Raw genomic sequence first — 17,890 nt, forward strand, 5'->3', positions numbered from 1 at the left:
ACGGAGTAACCTGATGAAACGTCTATTTATGCAAGAAGTCGCAACCCGTGACGGCTTCCAGAACGAATCAACCTTCATCGAGACGGCTGACAAGATTTCGATGATCGACACGCTTAGCCAGTGCGGCTTCGCCAAAATTGAGGTGACCTCGTTTACCTCGCCCAAGGCGATTCCGGCGCTGCGTGACGCAGAAGCCGTGATGCATGGCATCAAACGCCAGCCCGGAGTCGAGTATACGGTGCTCGTTCCCAATGTCCGGGGTGCCGAGCGCGCATTGGGTTGCGGAATCGACGAGGCCAATCTGGTCATGTCGGTGAGCGAACCCCACAACAGGTCCAATCTGCGCATGACCCGTGAAGACTCCTTTGCTCAATTGAAGGAAGTCGTCTCGGTTATTGGCCAAGGCCCCGTTGCCGTGAACGTGTCGCTCTCTACGGTATTCGGTTGTCCGATGCAGGGCGATGTGGCGTTTTCAGAGGTAATGAGCTGGGTTGCCCGCTTCGCAAATTTGGGTGTGCGTGGGGTTACGCTGTGTGACACCACAGGCATGGCGTTCCCTTCTCAGGTGCAAGCCTTGTCAGCTGAAGTGCTTAAACGCTTCCCTGAACTGCAGGTGACGTTACATTTCCACAACACCCGCGGCATGGCCCTGGCGAACACGTTGGCCGCACTCGAGGCCGGGGTCGATCGGTTTGACGCTTCACTCGGTGGGCTGGGCGGCTGTCCCTACGCCCCGGGCGCGAGTGGCAATGTGTGTACTGAAGACCTCGTTCATATGCTCGACCTGATCGGATACGACACCGGCGTCGACTTGGACAAAATCCTCCTGGCCTCAGCACGCCTACCGGGGTTGATCGGGCACTCAACGCCCAGCCAGATCCTCAAGGCGGGTAAGCGCCTGAACCTGCATCCCATCCCTGATCACGTCCACAACATGACCAAGCAAGTCGTGTCGGCGATACCGGAGGGGGCGAAGTGATTGACCACCTGGACCATCTGGTACTTACCACCATTGATGTCGAGGCGTGCAAAGACTTCTATGTCCGCGTCATGGGCATGCGCATCGAGACCTTCGGGGCAGGGCGCCTGGCGTTCTGTTTTGGCAATCAGAAGATCAATGTCCACGTCCGCGGTCAGGAGTTCGAGCCGAAGGCCCATCTGCCCGTTCCTGGCGCATTGGACTTGTGCTTCATCGCCAGCGTCGGTCTAGAACAGGTGATTGCACATCTGCAGGCCCAGGCGTGGCCGATCGTTGAAGGGCCCATTCAGCGCACGGGCGCCACTGGGCCTATCCGTTCAGTCTACGTGCGCGACCCAGATCTCAACCTGATCGAGATTTCCGAGCTGCTGTGAACGCGCTCGCGTCCTGACAAAATAACAAGAGGTACTTCATGAATATCGTATTCCTGGACGGCGCCAGCCTGCCGTCTGCCATGCCGCGCCCCACATTTGCTAACAGCTGGACTGTCCGCGAGCGCACTGGCTCTGACGAGGTGGTCGCTGCGCTTGCAGATGCCCAGGTCGCCATTACTAACAAGGTGAAATTGGGGCGGGTGCAGCTTGAACAACTCTCTGGGTTGAAGCTGATCTGCGTCGCAGCGACCGGTTATGATTGCATCGACATCGCAGCGTGCAGGGATTTGGGCGTTACCGTTTGCAATGCACCGGCTTACTCAGCTGTAAGCGTTGCTGAAGCAGTTGTCGCCTCGCTGTTCGCACTCCGCAGGCGCCTCTTCGAATACCGTGAGGCCGCGTCACGTCACTGGCCCACCTCCAATCACTTCTGCGTGCACGGTACGCCGATCCTCGACATCCGGGGCGCCACCCTGGGTATTGTGGGGCGCGGTGATATCGGAAGTAGGGTGGCCCGGTTGGCTTCAGCGCTCGAGATGAAGGTGATCTTCGCCGAGCATCGCGGCGCGGCCACTGTCCGTGACGGTTATGTCTCGTTCGAAGACATGCTGCAGCAGTCGGACGCCATTACGCTGCACTGCCCGCTGACCGCGCAAACCCAGCATCTGATCGGCGCACCGCAGCTTGCTCAGATGAAGCCCGGAGCCCTGTTGATCAACACCGCTCGTGGGTCGCTCATTGACGAACACGCACTCCTCGAAGCCTTGCACTCCGGTCACCTCGGTGGCGTTGCGCTTGATGTGCTGGATGGAGAGCCACCGCGCGCTGATCACCCATTACTGAACTGCCATCTGCCAAATCTCATCATCACGCCTCACGTCGGCTGGGCAAGCCAGAGCAGCGTATCCCGCCTCAAGGACATCTTGCTTTCGAACATCCAAGCCTTCGCCGCAGGGAAGCCGATCAACGTGGTCTGCTGACCGCACTAGCACTTACAACTTGAACAGGTAGAGCGCCATGACAAAAACAATCAGCTCTTCATCCGATATTCCTGACGCCCCGGTGATCAAACGCAAGCCATTTTATCACCATCTCTACGTGCAGGTTTTAGCGGCGATCTTGCTGGGTATCCTGCTGGGGCACATAAGCCCAGGTCTGGGTGAGCAGATGAAGCCGTTAGGCGATACGTTCATCAAGATGATCAAGATGCTGATCGCGCCGATCATCTTCTGCACCGTCGTGAGCGGCATCGCCAGCATGCAGAACCTCAAGAAGATCGGTCGTATTGGCTTCAAGTCTCTCGTGTATTTCGAAGTCTTGACTACCTTGGCACTGATTGTTGGCTTGATAGGTGTAAACCTGTTCAAGCCTGGGGTAGGGATGCACATTGATCCCGCTACGCTGGATGCATCCGCTATTGCTGGCTACACCAAGGCGGCACACGATCAAAGCGTTGTTGGCTTCCTGACACACATCATTCCCACCACCGTGTTTGGCGCCTTCGCTGACGGCGAGATCCTTCAGGTACTGTTTATCTCTGTGTTGTTCGCCTTTGGGCTCCAGCTGCTAGGGCCTATCGGCAAACCGCTGTTGGCGACGATTGATCTGGTTGCTCAAGCGTTCTTCCGGATGCTCAAAATCGTCATGTACGTGGCACCGCTGGGCGCTTTCGGTGGCATGGCATTCACGGTGGGCAAGTACGGTATCGGATCGCTCGCGGCCTATGGAAACCTGCTGATCTGCTACTACGTGACCGGCCTTGTGTTCGTGTTCGTGATCTTGAACCTTGCCGCTCGGCTGGCTGGTTTCCGCCTCTGGAAGTTTTTGAAGTACATCAGGGAAGAGCTGTTTCTGGTGCTCGGCACATCGTCCTCTGAGTCCGCGCTGCCGCGACTCATGACCAAGCTTGAGAAGCTTGGCTGCGAGAAGTCCACGGTGGGCCTGGTGGTGCCGTCAGGCTATTGCTTCAACCTGGACGGTAGCTGCATCAACATGACAGTGCTGGCCATCTTTATCGCCCAAGCCCTGGATATCGATGTATCGCTCTATCACCAGATAACGCTGCTGCTCATCCTGCTGCTGACTTCCAAGGGTGCAGCGAGCGTGACCGGGGGCGCGTTTATCACGCTGGCTGCGACGCTTGGCTCCATCGACGTCATTCCCGCTGCCGGCCTGGTGTTGGTGCTGGGCGTCTACCGGTTCATCTCTGAAGGCGGTGCACTGATCAATGTGATTGGTAACGGTGTCGCCGCACTGTTTGTGGCTCGCTGGGAAGGTGTTCTCGATCAAGAACAACTCAAACGCGAGCTGGGCTAGGTTTACGTGCTGGCCTTCCTAATGCCTGCCACGCACAGGTAGCAGGCGGGCTGGCGCGTAACTTTTCAGGTATGAGGCGAGCATGCCTCAGCCGTTCCGGTGTAAGCGCTATATGAGATATTCCGCGTGGAGTACAAATGTACTCCACGCGAGTGCGCTTCCAAAAGGCGAAGCGCTGTGCTCGCTATCGCTCGGCATCACGCTTTAGAATCGCCTCCAGTGACAAGTCGCTCATAAGCGTAAGAAAGAGGCAATTTATGGATCGCGAAGGCGCCGGCTCTTCAGGAGATTTGGATGCTCCCGCATCACCCCATCAGGAGTCCGCGTTTCCGACGAGCGCTTTGGAGCGCCTGCAATTGGCGCTCGATGCTGGCGCGATCGTTGGAACGTGGGTGTGGAACATCCTTGACAACCAAGTGACTGCGGATGAGCGATTCTCGCGATCTTTTGGACTTCCAGCAGATAAATGCCTGGCGGGTATCCCGATTGAGGAAGCCTTCGCCTCTATTCACCCTGACGACCGTGAACGTGTCTCTGCCGATATCGAAGAGGCGATGAGCCGCGGGGGGGCCTACCGGTGTGAATACCGCGTCAGACAGCATGATGGCAACTACCGTTGGATTGAGGCTAATGGTAGAGCTGAGCTTGACGATGAAGGCCGCGCTGTTCGGTTCCCTGGCGTTCTCATGGACATTGAGTCACGCCGGTCAGCAGAAGCTGAGCGCGACAGGATGTCAGCGTTGCTTCGTACCTTCACTGCTGCCGTTCCGGGTGTTGTCTACGCAAAAGATCTAGCGGGGCGGCTGATCGTTGCCAACGATGGTGTCACCCAACTGGTTGGCAAGCCACCGGAGCTCTACCTGGGCAAAACCGATTTGGAGTTTTTGGAAGACAAAGCCCAAGCACGCCAGATAATGGAAACCGATCGGCACATTATGCAGGGCGGGCAGGCCGTTCAGATCGAAGAACGTGTCGACATGCCGGATGGCACAGCCACCTACTGGCTTTCGGTCAAAGCGCCACTGTGTGACGAAGCAGGCGAGGTCATGGGGCTGATCGGCTCATCCATCGATGTAACCGCGCGAAGAAATGCCGAGGCGGAGCTGCTTGAGCTCAACCGTACTTTGGAAGCGAGGGTTGAAGAAGCTGTGGCCGAGCGAGAAGCGGCGCAAGCAGCGCTGCGTCAATCGCAAAAAATGGAAGCGGTCGGCCAATTGACCGGAGGCATCGCACACGACTTCAACAATCTGCTGGCGGGCATCACGGGGAGCCTTGATTTGATCAAGCTCCGCTTGAAGCAGGGACGTATAGCTGATGTAGAGCGCTACCTGACGGTGGCCCACGGTGCGGCGAATAGGGCGGCCTCACTCACTCACCGGCTGCTAGCGTTCTCTCGCCGCCAGACACTGATGCCTGTTCATACCAATGTGAACACGCTCATCAGCGATATGGAGGAGCTAATAAGTCGGACAGTAGGGCCAGCCATTCAACTCAAGGTGGAACTCCGCGCGACATCGAGTACCTGCCTGGTCGACCCGGCCCAAGTGGAGAACGCGCTGCTGAACTTGTGCATCAACGCGCGTGACGCGTTGAAAGGCGGAGGGTCAATCGCCATCAAGACCTACAACGAGGAACTGGTGCAAGGGGCCGAGCTGGATCCGGAATTGGAGCCTGGCACCTACTTCACAATCTGTGTCGCCGACGACGGTCTCGGCATGAGTTCCGAAACGCTCACTCGAGTATTTGAGCCGTTCTTCACGACCAAACCCGTAGGGGCGGGCACCGGGCTTGGACTGTCCATGATTTATGGCTTTGCCAAACAATCGGGCGGGCAGGTCAGGATCGAGTCGGAAGAGGGGCGAGGAACCCGGGTATTCCTTCAATTACCCAGTCTTGCAGCCAGCGTCGAAGCTGCACCTCGCGCAGAGTCCTTGCCTGAATCGCCAATGGCCTTGCCAGGCGAGACGGTATTGGTCGTCGATGATGAGCCCTCCGTCCGCATGTTTGTGAGTGAAGCGCTGGGTAACTGCGGCTATATCGTCATTGAGGCCGCCGACAGTCTAGCGGGCCTTCAATTACTGCGTTCGGATACCCGCATCGATTTGCTGGTGACCGACATTGGCCTCCCAGGAGGCATTGACGGCAGGCAGATGGCCGATGCCGGGCGCTGTACTCGGTCGGGGCTTCCGGTCTTGTTCATGACTGGGTATGCGCAGCCGCACGTCTTGGACAATGCCCAGCTTGAGCCCAACACGGCTGTGCTGACGAAACCGTTCACGCTTGAAGCGTTGACGTTGAACGTTAATGCTTTGCTCAAGCGTAGCTAATCGGTACTTGTAGTATCGCAGCTTGGGCGGTTTATCCCGCGTCGGGGTTCACGCCACGATAGGCGTGGAGATAGCTGTTCTCTCCGCGCTTAGGCGCAGCTCTGCGATATCACGTTTGGGCGGCATGCCGAACTGGCGCCCGTACTCGCGGCTGAACTGCGAGGGGCTCTCGTAGCCGACCTTGAAGGCAGCGGTGGCAGCATCTAAGTCTTCGTTGAGCATCAACCGTTTCGCCTCGTTCAACCTCAGCCATTTCTGATACTGCAGCGGGCTCATGGCGGTGAGCTGACGGAAATGCTGATGGAAGGTGGAGAGCCCCATCTGCACCTGGGAGGCCAGCTCGTCCACTCGCAAAGGCGCGGCGTAGTTCAGCTTCATCCAGTCGATGGCTTTGGCAATTCGATGGCCCTTGCTGCCTACGGAAGCGATATAGCGCAGTAGAGGGGCCTGGTTACTCAACAGCAAACGATAGTGGATCTCTCGTTGAATCAGGGGCCAGAGCACCGGTATCGCATCCGGCTCCTCTAGCAGCTGAATCAGACGGGCGAAGCTCTCCAACAATTTCGGGCTCAGTTCACCCACGCCAGCGCTGGTATGGAAGGACTGACCGTTCACAGGAAGACGACCATCGTGCGCGATCAGCTCCGCCAGCGTGCGCAGGTCGAGCTTGAATACCAGGCCGAGACAGGGCGCTGCATCGCTGGCCATCGTCACCGCTGAGTTGGCGGGTATGTTCAGCGAGGTGACCAGGAAGCGAGTCGTATCGTAGGGGAACACGTCGCTGCCGATGACCATTTCCTTGGCGCCCTGCACGACCAGCACGATGCTCGGCTCGACGATGCAGGTGATCGGTGGGGCTGGGGCGTTACGTCGGTACACGCTCAGGTCTGCAATGCCTGTCGGGAAATCGCCCGCAGTGGGCGCGTGCGCGCCGATGACCCTGCACAGCGTGGCCATTGGGTTCGTGCTTGAAGGCGTTAATGCGTGGGTGGCCATGGCGTGGGTTCCGATCATCGTATGGCAAAACATTACTTTCATGTCACTTCCCCTGTCCATGTCCGGTGACCAGGGGCTGGACATTTAGGCAAGAAAACTACCCGTTTGCTCTACTGGTGTGCTGGTTTATGCGAGGAATATTGGCGGCAGTTGAGGCCCGTGCACTTTGAGATTGATACAACGAGAACCGCTATGAACAGCCCAGCAATACCCCTTCAACACTCAAGCCGTCACGTCTGGGGCGCTGTCCTGGCGATGTCACTATGTGCTTTTGCCCTGGTGGCTTCAGAGTTCCTGCCGGTGAGCTTGCTCACGCCGATCGCGTCCGAGTTGTCACTGACTGAAGGCCAAGCCGGGCAGGCCATTTCAATCTCCGGTTTCTTTGCTGTCATCACCAGCCTGTTGCTTGCAACCATGACCCAGGGGATCGACCGCAAGCCTGTGCTGTTGGCCACAACTGCGCTCATGCTGGTTTCTGGCGCGGTGGTGGCGTTTGCCCCAAACTACCTGACGTTGATGGTAGGGCGCGCGGTGCTTGGAATTGCCATTGGCGGTTACTGGTCGATGTCCACTGCTGTAATGATGCGCATCGCGCCAGAGGCCCTCATTGCGCGGGCTATTGCCGTGATGCAGGGCGGTACTGCGTTGGCCACGGCCATCGCGGCGCCCGTTGGGAGCTACCTGGGCGGCTTGATTGGCTGGAGAGGGGCGTTCTTTTGCGTCGTGCCGTTGGCTGCATTGGCGTTGATCTGGCAGGCCTTCACGCTGCCGGCTATGCCGAGCCAGCGCACTCAGGTATCGGCCTTCGGCCCCCTGCGCTTGCTGGGTGACTGCAAGATCGCCCTTGGCATGGGTGCAGTAGCTTTCCTGTTCATGGGACAGTTCGCACTCTTCACGTATCTGCGGCCTTTCCTGGAGACGGTCACGCTTGTCGACCTGCCCACGCTCTCGCTCCTGCTGTTGGTCATTGGTGCCGCAGGTTTGCTAGGCACCCTGTTGGTGGGCGCGCTTGTTAACCGAGACCTGAACAGGATTTTGGTGGGAATCCCGCTGATCATGAGCGCTATCGCATTCGCCGTGATCGCAGTGGGTACCTGGGTGGTTCCAGTCGCGTTTTTGCTCGGCCTTTGGGGACTGATCGCAACGTGTGCACCCGTGGGGTGGTTTACCTGGTTGGCCAAGGCGCTGCCGCACAATGCAGAAGCCGGTGGTGGCTTGATGGTTGCGGTGATTCAGTTGGCGATCACAGCTGGTGCCACAGTGGGCGGCTTGCTGTACGACGGGGCCGGTTACCGGGCTACCTTTATGGCCAGTGGCGTATTCTTGCTCATCGCAGCCACGCTGAGTGTTATCACAAACGCTATGGGAGATCGGCGCAGGCGGTGATAATGGGGGCAACTACAAGGGCCAGTCATGCTAACCATCTCCAATAACGTGCATCTGCCGGATGCCGAAATCGAACTGACATACATCCGCGCGCAAGGCGCGGGTGGGCAGAATGTCAACAAGGTGTCCAGCGCCGTGCACCTGCGCTTCGACATCCGTGCCTCATCGTTGCCCGAGTTCTACAAGGAGCGGCTGCTGGCGCTGCGTGACAGCCGCATCACCGGTGACGGCGTGTTGATCATCAAGGGCCAGCAGTATCGCACCCAGGAGCAGAACCGTGCTGACGCACTGGCGCGTCTTGCCGAGTTGATCATCAGTGCCGGCAAGACCGAGAAGAAACGCCGCCCCACCAAGCCGACCCTCGGCTCGAAGACCCGCCGCCTCGAAGGAAAAGCCAGGCGGAGTACGGTCAAGGCGGGTCGGGGTAGGGTGGACTTCTAGTGCGGTTAGGCCAGCACCTCTGGGTCAATGCTGTGATTGCGCCTGCAGGTTGTGAGTTGGAGCCGAAGCGGCGAGGGCGGCAGGCCTGGATGACAGGGCTGCGATTGCCGCTACCAAGGCGAGGCCACCAATGAAGCACGCGACCGGGACCCAGTCGCTACCGTTGGACATGAGTGCGTAGCACAGACTAGGTGAGAAACCGGCAACGATGAAACTCAGCTGGGTGGCTAAGCCGACACCGGTATAGCGCACACGGATGCTGAACATCTCTGCATAGAACGAAGGCCACAGGGCATTAGGGGCGCTGTAAAGCAAAGATTTGAGTACAACAGTGCTGAAGATGATCAGACCAATGCTTCCGGTGGTGATTGACCAGAGGAAGAAGAATACCCCTGCACTGCAAGCGAATGCGCCCACCGTGAAGATTGTCTTGCGCCCAATTCGGTCACCCAACAGCCCGAACAAGGGCTGACACACCAACGCTACCGCCTGACTGGCTGCAATCGCAGTAAGCATTGAGGGCCGATCGATCCCTTGGTTATTGGTGGCCCAGGAGAGGCCAAATATCATCACAAGGGAGGAAACCGAACAGATCAATGCGCAGCAAAATACAGTAAAGAATGCGCGACGTTCGTTGCGCATGAGGTCGACGACAGGCGGAAGGTCACTGGCAGGTTTGCTTGCTTTGAACTCGGGACTTTCTTCAACGCCGCGACGGATAATCCACGTGATCACGACCATTACTGCGCTGAGCAAGAACGGAATGCGCCATCCCCAGCTCAGAAGCTGCTCTTCACTCAACATGGAGAGCGGGATGAACACTGAGGTGGCGAGGATCGACCCCATGGAGGCGCCATTGATCAACCAGCTTGTGTAGAACCCTTTACTTTTACCCGGAGCATGCTCCATGGTCAGCAAGCTGGCACCCACCTGTTCTCCACCTGCAGAAAACCCTTGAAGCAAACGGCATAAAACCAACAGCGCTGGTGCCCACGCACCCACTGTCGCGTAAGTTGGCAGAAGGCCGATGGTGAATGTTGCGAGACCCATCAGCAGCAGCGTCATCATCAGTACTTGCTTCCGGCCCCACTTGTCGCCCAGGTGACCGCAAACCAATGCGCCGATTGGGCGCGCTATGTAGCCAACGCCGAAGGTGGCAAGCGCAGCAAGCGTACCCGCCATAGGGTCATTGGAGGGGAAGAAGAGGGTGCTGAAAACCAAGGCTGCGGCAGAGCCGTAAATGAAGAAGTCGTAGTACTCGACGACGCTACCCAGGAAGCTGCCGAATGCAGCTCTGCGGGCCATGCGCCGGTGGTTTGTGGCATCTGAATGCATGGTGACACCTTTCTTGTAATTGTTTTTTCAAGAGAACTCAGCGGCTGCCAAATGGTGCCAGCTGGCTACCGCCGCAGACATGAATGACTTCGGCGGTTACGAATCCGGCGTCCCCAGAAGCCAAATAAGAAGTAGTTCCAGCAATATCCTCTGGCGTGGCCAGACGCTTCAGTGGGGTATTGCTGATAGACCCCTGCGCCATTCGCTCAAAGCTCTCTGCATCACGTCCATCCAGTGTGAATGCGGAGGGTAAGAGGCCTGGCGCAATGGCATTTACGGTGACGTTGTAGTCGGCTAATTCTCGAGCCATCGATCGTGTCAGGCCCACCAAGCCAGCCTTGCACGCCACATAGGCAGGAGGTCCGCCCGCTACCCAGCATCGCGACACCATGTTGATTACTCGACCACTTGCTTGTCGCTGCCAGTAGGGGGCGACGTGCTGGCAAATCAACGCCGGAGCGCGGAGGTTTACAGCCATCATGTGATCCCACTTCGCGACGTCGAAGTCGTAGATAGAACCTCGGTGGTTAACGGCAGCGTTGTTGACCACAACGTCGATGCGACCAAACTGCTGACCCACCTGCTCGACCATTTCACGGATCGACGCGGGGATGCCAAGATCAGCCTGGACTGCAACGGCACATTGGCCGGGCGCCAGTTGAAGCTGTTTCAAGAAGCCCTGAGTCGCTTCCAAGTCGATATCAGCGGCCGCAATGTGCATTCCATCTTTGGCCAAGCGAATGCAGATTGCCCGCCCCAGTTCTCCAGCGGCGCCGGTGACGAGTGCAACGCGGCGATTTTCATGTGTTGTATTCATGGGCACGGTACCTCAGGGCTTGTTTCGCAAGCGACGGTGGTCATATTCATGTAGCGACGCACAAGATCCCGGTTCCGGGACAGCTTCGATACGTCGGTGTGGCTCGAGTCAAAATCCTCAATTGAGATCCAGTCGTCGAAACCGTTTTTTCGGAGCGTTTTCAGCATGGATTGAAGCGGTAGCACCCCCTCATCCGGCGGGCACCATTCCCAGCGCCAGCCCTCGCCAGGGGCCTGCGGAACGTACGCCACATTTTTAACTTGCACGTGAGCGAGGTAATCGCCCATCAGATCCAGCGACAGCTGCACGTCCTCTCGCCCCTCGATTGCGAGGTTGCCTAGGTCGTAAATGATGCCCAGCTGCTGCGCCGGATAGTGCTCAGCGATTCGCATTGCAAGCGAAGGGCTAGAGCAGATGGTTCGTTGGTGGACTTCAAGCGCGAGCTGAATACCTGCTTTTTCGGCGAGCGGGACAATGTCATCGAGGAAGCGGCGCATAGTCGAATAGCCGGCGGCATAACGCTGATTCTCGTAGCCAGGGCCCCAGAGTCGAAGTCGGGCTTGACCTGCTTGAGCGGCCAGGTCAATGAGGAGACGCGCATTTTCAATGTCCCCGACAGCCAGGTAAGGGCTTAGCCCAAAAATCTCGAGGCCGTGCGACTGGCAGTGACGGTAAATGCGATCAATAGCCTGATGAGTGGGAGGCACGGTACAGCGGTTATTGCTTCGCGCGTCCCATGGGCGCCCAGCATCCAGGTTATCGACATTTGCCACCCGCCATTCCACACCTTGGTAGCCTTCCCGCGCTAAGTGCTCGACAAGGTGTTCTGGGGAAAGCGTAGGCAGCGAAGCGCTGGAGACGCCTAAACGCGGCGTTTTTTGTTGTGTCATATACAGCACCTTAATCACACCCCTAGGTGGTGGGGTGGCTGGATGCTAAATCAAACAGCTGGTTCATTAAATTGATATAAAAGCCACCTTTGGTTAACCTGTGGGTTGATAAACAGAGGTGTTGAATGAAGCCATCACCCATCAGTCTTCGTCATTTCAGGGTGTTCCTCGCAGTCGTTAGCTCTGGCAGCCTTGTGACGGCTGCCAAGCTTCTTCACATCACGCTGTCGGCGGTATCCAAAAGCATCAAGGAGCTTGAGCAGGAACTGGACGCCCAGTTGCTGGTGCGTGGGCGAAAAGGGGTACAACTGACGCAAGCGGGCGAGGCGTTCAGCAAGCATGCCACTCAGACCATGGCCAACTTCCGGCTGGCCATGGAGGAAGTGAAAGATGTGCCCCAAGCACCTCAGGTTTTGAAAGTGGGTGCGTTACCGACTGCTGCTGGTTACATGCTTGCACCTGTCGTAGAGCAGATGCGGCAACGATATCCCCATATTCAGGTGCAGGTCGCTTCCGGTATTTACGATTACCTGGTGGGCAAGCTGAGAACGCGTGAACTCGACTTGATCGTGGGTCGCTTGATCGGACGGGACATGGTAGGTGTGGTGTTTGAAGCACTCTACGAAGAGGATCTGGTGCTTGTGGTACGCAGTGGCCACCCATTGACCCGGCAGCGTCATCTTGGTTTGGAAGATCTGCGCCCCTACACGCTCGTCGTTTCGCCGCACGGGACCTTGGTGCGGATCAGCGTCGACAATTTTCTATTATCCAAGGGCGGGGTTGAGGGATTTCAAATACAGGAATCTCTGAGCGAGACATTCTCGCGAGTGTATGTGCAAGATTTCGATGGGGTGTGGTTTGTTCAGCGGGGGGTGGTCGATCTGGATATACGCATGGGGTTAGTTCAGCAATTGCCGTTCAGCAGCACACTGCTTCGTGCGCCGATAGGATTGACGTCCCCGACAGACCGGCCATTATCAGAGGCGGCGACTGTTTTTGCCGAGCTGTTGAGGCAATGGTGTGCTCAAGTGCAGCCCAAAAACTGAGTGACTGGATGGGCCTCAATATCGACTGACCTACAGCAGGTGGTGATGGGGGACGATCCCGCTCGCCCCCGTAGCCTGATAACCGCACGATATAAATGCACTGGGCATTCAGCGGGTGGCGTGACAAAGCCTTTCTATGATCCGGCGGGCCCTGTTGGCACCGACGTCAACATGAATATCAATCATCTGCCGTTCACCGAATCGACACAGGTTCTTGTATTGAGATTCGATAACAACTTTGTCCTCATCAAATGTCATCATGGTTTGCTCAACTACTTTCGCTTTAACTTCTTCGTGATTGCTTTCCGGGTTGGTGGCGATGGTCCAGAAGTAATGGCTAGTGGTTTCGGTTTCCGGGGTCACGCCGTGGAAGCCGCGCATGTGGAAGCCGCCCCGCTGCGGATTGTCCAGGGGCTCGGTTCCGGCATCTACAGCGCCGGTCCAAATACGCAAGTGGCTGATATGAAACTCAATTTCCTGCCAGCGATCGACAGTGCCCTTGAATGGGTAGGCGGCGATATAGGTCGGAGGTGGGACGGAGTCAGGCATGTGTCGAACAACGCGAACCGAATGATCGTCACTTTCTACCGTCATCTGGGCATTCATGTGAACGCTGGCGTTGCCGCCAATGGTGCGTAGGTGGACATAGCCCAAATGGCTTAGATCCATCAAGTTGTCGTGTATGAGCTGATAGGGCGCGTCGTAGTGATACACGTCACCCTCAAAAAGATAATGCCCATTCGTGTGAACATCGTAGGCAGGAGGTTCATCGATAGGCTCTGGGTGTTCGGGGCTGCCAAACCAGATCCAAACGATCTGGTCTTTTTCAACCACGTGAAAGGCTGCCACTTTTGCTTTGCTAGGTATTTTTTCCTGGCCGGGGACCTCAATGCATTTACCGGCTTCATTGAACAAGAGACCGTGATAGCCGCAGCGAAGGCCGCTGGCTTCAAGTGTTCCATCAGACAGCGGTAGTGCCCTGTGACAGCATCGGTCTTCGAGTGCCGCCACCTTGCCATCCGCGGTGCGGAACATCACGACTGATGTGTTCAGCAAGGTCCGGCCCACGGGACGATCCTTGAGTTCCCAGCCCAACGCAGCCACATACCATTGATTGAGCGGGAATGTGGAAGGCTTGGCGGGTGCAATATCCTGGGCGAGTGACTGAAGGGGAGAGGCAGTCATAGGAGTCTCCGTTGCAGTGAATGTGTTGGTTAGAGATCAGAGGTCAAGTACGAGTCGAGGTGACTTTGCCCGGGAGCAGCACGGCGTGAAGCAATCATTCCTGGCGTGTTCATCGGCGGTCATGAATTGATCCCTGTGATCCGGGATACCCTCCAGCACGCGTGTCACGCATGTCCCACACACGCCTTGTTCGCAGGATGTTTGAACTTCAATTCCCGCGTCGTCCAACACCTCGAATACGCTGCGGTCGATTGGAATTTCAAAGGCTCTACCGCTCCTGGCGAGCACTACCTCGAAGGGCGTGTTCGAACCCTGGTCACTGATCTGGCCCGCAAAGAACTCCCGATGCATGCGCGCTTGCGGCCAGCCGGCAGCCTCGCCGGTTTCCAGAATGTGGTTCATGAAGCCGGTGGGGCCGCACACATACAGATGGCAACCTTGATCGACCCTATCGAGAATGGCGGCGGCATTCAGTTTTTGCTGCTGCACGCCGCTGTCATCATGGAAAGTGACGCGGTCCGCGAACGGCGCATGAGCAAGTGCGTTAACGAATGCTGCACGGTCGCTGGAGCGGAAGCAGTAATGAAGCTCGAACTCCAGGCTGCGATGCGAAAGCTCATAAGCCATGGCCAGGATTGGGGTAATACCAATGCCCCCGGCAAACAGCAGGTGGCGCTTTGCGCGGTGGTCGAGCTGGAACAGATTGCGTGGCGCACTGATCGTCAGCGTTTGACCTTGCTCTACAGCTGAGTGCATTGCCTGCGAGCCACCGCGGGAGCTAGGCTCCCTCAGAACACTGATGAGATAGCGATTACGCTCTCGTGGGTCATTGCACAGCGAGTACTGGCGAATGAACCCGCCTGGTACATGAACGTCGATGTGGGCACCGGCTTCATAGGGCGGAAGTGATCCGCCATCCAAGGGGCTCAATTCAAAGCTGCAAACACCTTCTGCTTCGATTGCCTTGCGGCTGACGTTGACTTCAAACATGACTCATCCCTCCACATTCAAGTGGCTACTGAAAATTCACAGGTAAACGATCGACCGGGAGGAGGTCAGCCTGGCGCGAATGGCGGCAGCTCTGGCTTGCAGCCAGGGACGCGGGAAGTGACTCGGTGACGGGTGTTCATGGCACTACCTGATAATTATTTTTGTGAGGTGCTGTGACGGCATATCATGCTGGGCTGGCCCCAGCTATCGGTTGAGTAAATCCTCGGACCAATTGGTTGCGGTGTCAACTAATTTTCTTCAAGGCCAATTTAAGGTGTGCTCTCGATGTCCTCAGCCCCCCAGCTAGACCTCGCCCGCTATGTGCCCGCGCTGCTGAATTTTCTGTCGAACAAACTCTCCTCAGGGGCTTCGCAGTGCTATCGAAAACACTTCGGGATTGGCGTTGTGGAGTGGAGGATGCTGTCCATGCTGGCAGTGGAAAGCGGGATAACGGCGAATCGTATCTGCCAGGTGATCGGCCTCGACAAAAGTGCTGTTAGCCGCTCTCTACAGGCGCTGGAGGTGGCAGGGCGAGTTCGTACGGAAGTAGATCCTGCTGACGGAAGGCGCTACACCGTTTCGCTTACCGAGAGCGGTGTGCAGTTGTACAACCGGGTCTTGATGGTTGCGCTTGAACGAGAGCGTCGCTTGCTGAGTGGCCTCTCGTCAGCCGAAGTCGATACCTTGATTAACTTGCTTGGACGCTTGAACAGCCAGGTCTCTCACGTCAACGACTACGATCCAGAGAACCCCTGAGCGTGATGACCATGATCTTCATCCGTTCGACGACCAAGCTGCACCTGAGATAACACTACCGGCTACCGGCGCCCCCTTCCGGTATCAACCTTCCAGGCTGCCTTCGCACCTTTGCGCGGGCATACCCCCCCTCGGAGCATCGCAACCGCACTATTCAATGCTTGGCCACAAGTATCGCGATTGCCGATAGGTCACATCCCAACAAGCGATTAGTCAGAGCCCTGCACTGAGGTCAACCTGTCCCCGTCGTCTGGTCTATCCCGCCAGCTGACTTCACCTCGGCAGGTCGATCGCATCGATCCCGTTCGCCTCGTCCGGCCGTGGTGGCAAAGAAAATTGCCAACAAAAACAATAAAAGAGGGTTCGTTCGATGGCTATTCGCTCCATCGCCGCAGCGCGGCGTGCGCCTTTCACTCTGACGCTCGCCACTGCCTTGGTCTGCGGTCTTCCATGTGCCCAGGCGTTTGAAGTGCAGACCGACAACCCTGACCTCAGTCTGCGGTGGGACAACACGCTCAAGTACAGCTCTGCCTGGCGCCTGAAGGACCAAAGCAGCAAGCTCAGCAGCGGCTCGGTGGCGTTGAACCAGGACGATGGCGACCGCAACTTTGACAAGGGCCTGATCTCCAACCGCCTGGATGTACTCTCTGAACTGGACATTGGCTACCGCGAATACGGCGCGCGAATCAGTGGCGCGGGCTGGTTCGATACCGAATACCAGAAAGACAACGACAACAATGACCCGACGCGGGCCAACCAGCGTTCGGTTGCCTACGACGAATTCACCGACGATACCCGCCACTTGCACGGCGGCGACGGCGAGCTACTGGATGCCTTTGTCTACTGGAACGGTGATCTGGCCGACCGTGCGCTCTCGGTACGTCTGGGCCGCCACGGGCTGATCTGGGGTGAAAGCCTGTTCTTCGGCGCCAACGGTATCGCTGGCGGTATGGCACCGGTAGACGTGGTCAAGGCAGTGTCGGTACCCAACACCCAGTTCAAGGAAATCACCCGGCCGGTCAGCCAGCTGTCGACCACCTATCAACTGACCGATGCATTGTCAGTCGGCGCTTACTACCAGTTCGAATGGGAAGAAACCCGTTTGCCGGGGGCTGGCAGCTATTTTTCGGTGAGCGACACCATTGGCGAAGGTAACGAGCGACTGATTGTCGGCGCACCGTTCCCGCCATTTCTGGGCGGCAACCCCGGCAGCCCGGCAGCCTTTTTCCACGGCAACGACAAAGAAGCCAAGAGCTCGGGGCAGGGCGGCCTGCAGTTGCGCTACACCGCCGACACCGTTGAGTACGGCCTTTACGCCATCCAGTACCACGACAAATCCCCCAAGCTGTACTTGAAGCCAAGCGCTACCGGACCGAACTTCGCCACTGGCCAGATCGGCGAATACTACTGGGTCTATCCCGAAGAGATCCGTGCACTGGGCGCAAGCTTTGCCACCACGCTGAATGAGTACAGCTTCGCCGGTGAAGCCTCCATGCGCTGGAATATGCCGCTGGTTTCCAACGGCCAGACCGTTACGCCGGGCATGGTTGCCGACAATGACGACCATCCGCTTTATGCCGTGGGCCGCACGGCGCACCTGAACCTCAACATGCTGGCGTCGCTGGGCCCCTCGTTCATCGCCAATGAGGCAAGCCTGGTCGGCGAAATCGCTTGGAACCGCTTGCTCAGTGTCACCAAGAACCGTGCTGCGCTTGACCCGAGCGCTACCGACGACGGCGTTGGCATCAAGCTGGTGTACAGCCCGACATATCGGCAGATTTTCCCTGGCATCGACCTCAGTGTGCCAGTGGGCGTCAGCTACTTCCCCATGGGCAAATCGGCGGTGATCAGCAGCTTCGGCCCGGACCGCGGTGGCGATTTCAACATCGGCCTGAGTGCCACCTACCTGGACCGAGTCACCTTCGGCCTGACCTACACCCACTACTACGGCCCAGAGGACACCAACCTCAACGCCGCCAGCCAGTTTACGTTCAAACAATCACTGAAAGACCGGGACTACCTGGCCTTCTCGGTCAAAACAACATTCTGAGG

Annotated in this window: 16 protein-coding genes; 10 read left to right on the plus strand and 6 right to left on the minus strand. The window is 57.5% G+C overall.

Annotated elements, in window-relative coordinates:
- Positions 1–13: 13 nt before the first annotated feature.
- The 5 genes from HU764_RS11600 to HU764_RS11620 all read left to right on the plus strand — a co-directional run bounded on the left by HU764_RS11600 (position 14) and on the right by HU764_RS11620 (position 5,996).
- Positions 14–979 (plus strand): hydroxymethylglutaryl-CoA lyase, encoded by a 966-nt coding sequence (locus tag HU764_RS11600; RefSeq protein ID WP_186678437.1) that lies wholly within the window; start codon positions 14–16, stop codon positions 977–979.
- Complete coding sequence (locus HU764_RS11605; RefSeq protein WP_186678439.1) at positions 976–1,353, plus strand: VOC family protein; 378 nt, start codon at positions 976–978, stop codon at positions 1,351–1,353. The genes HU764_RS11600 and HU764_RS11605 overlap by 4 nt, the downstream gene beginning before the upstream one ends.
- Positions 1,354–1,391: 38 nt before the next feature.
- The gene (locus HU764_RS11610; protein ID WP_186678441.1) at positions 1,392–2,333 is read left to right on the plus strand and encodes a D-2-hydroxyacid dehydrogenase; all 942 of its coding nucleotides are present in this window, start codon (positions 1,392–1,394) and stop codon (positions 2,331–2,333) included.
- 37 nt (positions 2,334–2,370) lie between these two features.
- Entirely contained in the window at positions 2,371–3,669 is a 1,299-nt protein-coding gene (gene dctA, locus HU764_RS11615) for a C4-dicarboxylate transporter DctA (RefSeq protein ID WP_099454197.1), read from the plus strand.
- A 257-nt stretch (positions 3,670–3,926) separates the two neighbouring features.
- Positions 3,927–5,996, plus strand: a complete 2,070-nt coding sequence (locus HU764_RS11620) for a hybrid sensor histidine kinase/response regulator (RefSeq protein WP_186702777.1) — start codon at positions 3,927–3,929, stop codon at positions 5,994–5,996.
- Between the two features lie 48 nt (positions 5,997–6,044).
- Here HU764_RS11620 and HU764_RS11625 read toward each other — a convergent pair whose 3' ends face one another.
- Positions 6,045–6,992: an AraC family transcriptional regulator gene (locus HU764_RS11625; RefSeq protein ID WP_202885425.1), complete on the minus strand. Its 948-nt coding sequence runs from the start codon at positions 6,990–6,992 to the stop codon at positions 6,045–6,047.
- Between the two features lie 192 nt (positions 6,993–7,184).
- Between HU764_RS11625 and HU764_RS11630 the strand changes: the two genes are divergently transcribed.
- Both HU764_RS11630 and arfB read left to right on the plus strand, forming a co-directional pair.
- Complete coding sequence (locus HU764_RS11630; protein ID WP_186678461.1) at positions 7,185–8,378, plus strand: MFS transporter; 1,194 nt, start codon at positions 7,185–7,187, stop codon at positions 8,376–8,378.
- 27 nt (positions 8,379–8,405) lie between these two features.
- Positions 8,406–8,819, plus strand: a complete 414-nt coding sequence (arfB, locus tag HU764_RS11635) for an alternative ribosome rescue aminoacyl-tRNA hydrolase ArfB (protein WP_085272877.1) — start codon at positions 8,406–8,408, stop codon at positions 8,817–8,819.
- Positions 8,820–8,843: 24 nt separating this feature from the next.
- Here the strand turns inward: arfB and HU764_RS11640 are convergent, their stop codons facing one another.
- The 3 genes from HU764_RS11640 to HU764_RS11650 are packed head-to-tail and all read right to left on the minus strand — an operon-like array spanning position 8,844 to position 11,861.
- Positions 8,844–10,154, minus strand: coding sequence for an MFS transporter (locus HU764_RS11640; RefSeq protein WP_186678463.1), 1,311 nt, complete (start codon positions 10,152–10,154; stop codon positions 8,844–8,846).
- 37 nt (positions 10,155–10,191) lie between these two features.
- The gene (locus tag HU764_RS11645) at positions 10,192–10,971 is read right to left on the minus strand and encodes an SDR family NAD(P)-dependent oxidoreductase (RefSeq protein ID WP_186678464.1); all 780 of its coding nucleotides are present in this window, start codon (positions 10,969–10,971) and stop codon (positions 10,192–10,194) included.
- A complete protein-coding gene (locus HU764_RS11650; protein ID WP_225935634.1) occupies positions 10,968–11,861 on the minus strand; it encodes a sugar phosphate isomerase/epimerase family protein in 894 nt (297 codons plus the stop codon). Before HU764_RS11650 ends, HU764_RS11645 begins: the two co-directional genes overlap by 4 nt.
- Before the next feature lie 125 nt (positions 11,862–11,986).
- On the opposite strand from HU764_RS11650, the gene HU764_RS11655 reads away from it, so the two are divergent.
- Entirely contained in the window at positions 11,987–12,907 is a 921-nt protein-coding gene (locus HU764_RS11655; protein ID WP_186678466.1) for a LysR substrate-binding domain-containing protein, read from the plus strand.
- Positions 12,908–13,015: 108 nt separating this feature from the next.
- Here the strand turns inward: HU764_RS11655 and HU764_RS11660 are convergent, their stop codons facing one another.
- Complete coding sequence (locus HU764_RS11660; RefSeq protein WP_186678467.1) at positions 13,016–14,092, minus strand: aromatic ring-hydroxylating oxygenase subunit alpha; 1,077 nt, start codon at positions 14,090–14,092, stop codon at positions 13,016–13,018.
- A 36-nt stretch (positions 14,093–14,128) separates the two neighbouring features.
- Positions 14,129–15,082, minus strand: a complete 954-nt coding sequence (locus tag HU764_RS11665; RefSeq protein WP_186678468.1) for a PDR/VanB family oxidoreductase — start codon at positions 15,080–15,082, stop codon at positions 14,129–14,131.
- Positions 15,083–15,367: 285 nt separating this feature from the next.
- Between HU764_RS11665 and HU764_RS11670 the strand changes: the two genes are divergently transcribed.
- Positions 15,368–15,838, plus strand: coding sequence for a MarR family winged helix-turn-helix transcriptional regulator (locus HU764_RS11670; RefSeq protein ID WP_099454190.1), 471 nt, complete (start codon positions 15,368–15,370; stop codon positions 15,836–15,838).
- Positions 15,839–16,208: 370 nt separating this feature from the next.
- Positions 16,209–17,888, plus strand: a complete 1,680-nt coding sequence (locus tag HU764_RS11675; RefSeq protein ID WP_186678471.1) for a DUF1302 domain-containing protein — start codon at positions 16,209–16,211, stop codon at positions 17,886–17,888.
- The last annotated feature ends 2 nt before the right edge of the window (positions 17,889–17,890 follow it).

The organism is Pseudomonas kermanshahensis, from assembly GCF_014269205.2.
GTDB classification, from domain to species: domain Bacteria; phylum Pseudomonadota; class Gammaproteobacteria; order Pseudomonadales; family Pseudomonadaceae; genus Aquipseudomonas; species Aquipseudomonas kermanshahensis.

What these genes read in the sequence shown, in the direction of transcription:
- HU764_RS11600 (WP_186678437.1), top strand. Translation starts at nt 14, where the DNA reads ATGAAACGTCTATTTATGCAAGAAGTCGCAACCCGTGACGGCTTCCAG.
- HU764_RS11610 (WP_186678441.1), top strand. Translation starts at nt 1,392, where the DNA reads ATGAATATCGTATTCCTGGACGGCGCCAGCCTGCCGTCTGCCATGCCG.
- dctA (WP_099454197.1), top strand. Translation starts at nt 2,371, where the DNA reads ATGACAAAAACAATCAGCTCTTCATCCGATATTCCTGACGCCCCGGTG.
- HU764_RS11620 (WP_186702777.1), top strand. Translation starts at nt 3,927, where the DNA reads ATGGATCGCGAAGGCGCCGGCTCTTCAGGAGATTTGGATGCTCCCGCA.
- HU764_RS11625 (WP_202885425.1), bottom strand. Translation starts at nt 6,992, where the DNA reads ATGGCCACCCACGCATTAACGCCTTCAAGCACGAACCCAATGGCCACG.
- HU764_RS11630 (WP_186678461.1), top strand. Translation starts at nt 7,185, where the DNA reads ATGAACAGCCCAGCAATACCCCTTCAACACTCAAGCCGTCACGTCTGG.
- arfB (WP_085272877.1), top strand. Translation starts at nt 8,406, where the DNA reads ATGCTAACCATCTCCAATAACGTGCATCTGCCGGATGCCGAAATCGAA.
- HU764_RS11640 (WP_186678463.1), bottom strand. Translation starts at nt 10,154, where the DNA reads ATGCATTCAGATGCCACAAACCACCGGCGCATGGCCCGCAGAGCTGCA.
- HU764_RS11645 (WP_186678464.1), bottom strand. Translation starts at nt 10,971, where the DNA reads ATGAATACAACACATGAAAATCGCCGCGTTGCACTCGTCACCGGCGCC.
- HU764_RS11650 (WP_225935634.1), bottom strand. Translation starts at nt 11,861, where the DNA reads ATGACACAACAAAAAACGCCGCGTTTAGGCGTCTCCAGCGCTTCGCTG.
- HU764_RS11655 (WP_186678466.1), top strand. Translation starts at nt 11,987, where the DNA reads ATGAAGCCATCACCCATCAGTCTTCGTCATTTCAGGGTGTTCCTCGCA.
- HU764_RS11660 (WP_186678467.1), bottom strand. Translation starts at nt 14,092, where the DNA reads ATGACTGCCTCTCCCCTTCAGTCACTCGCCCAGGATATTGCACCCGCC.
- HU764_RS11665 (WP_186678468.1), bottom strand. Translation starts at nt 15,082, where the DNA reads ATGTTTGAAGTCAACGTCAGCCGCAAGGCAATCGAAGCAGAAGGTGTT.
- HU764_RS11670 (WP_099454190.1), top strand. Translation starts at nt 15,368, where the DNA reads ATGTCCTCAGCCCCCCAGCTAGACCTCGCCCGCTATGTGCCCGCGCTG.
- HU764_RS11675 (WP_186678471.1), top strand. Translation starts at nt 16,209, where the DNA reads ATGGCTATTCGCTCCATCGCCGCAGCGCGGCGTGCGCCTTTCACTCTG.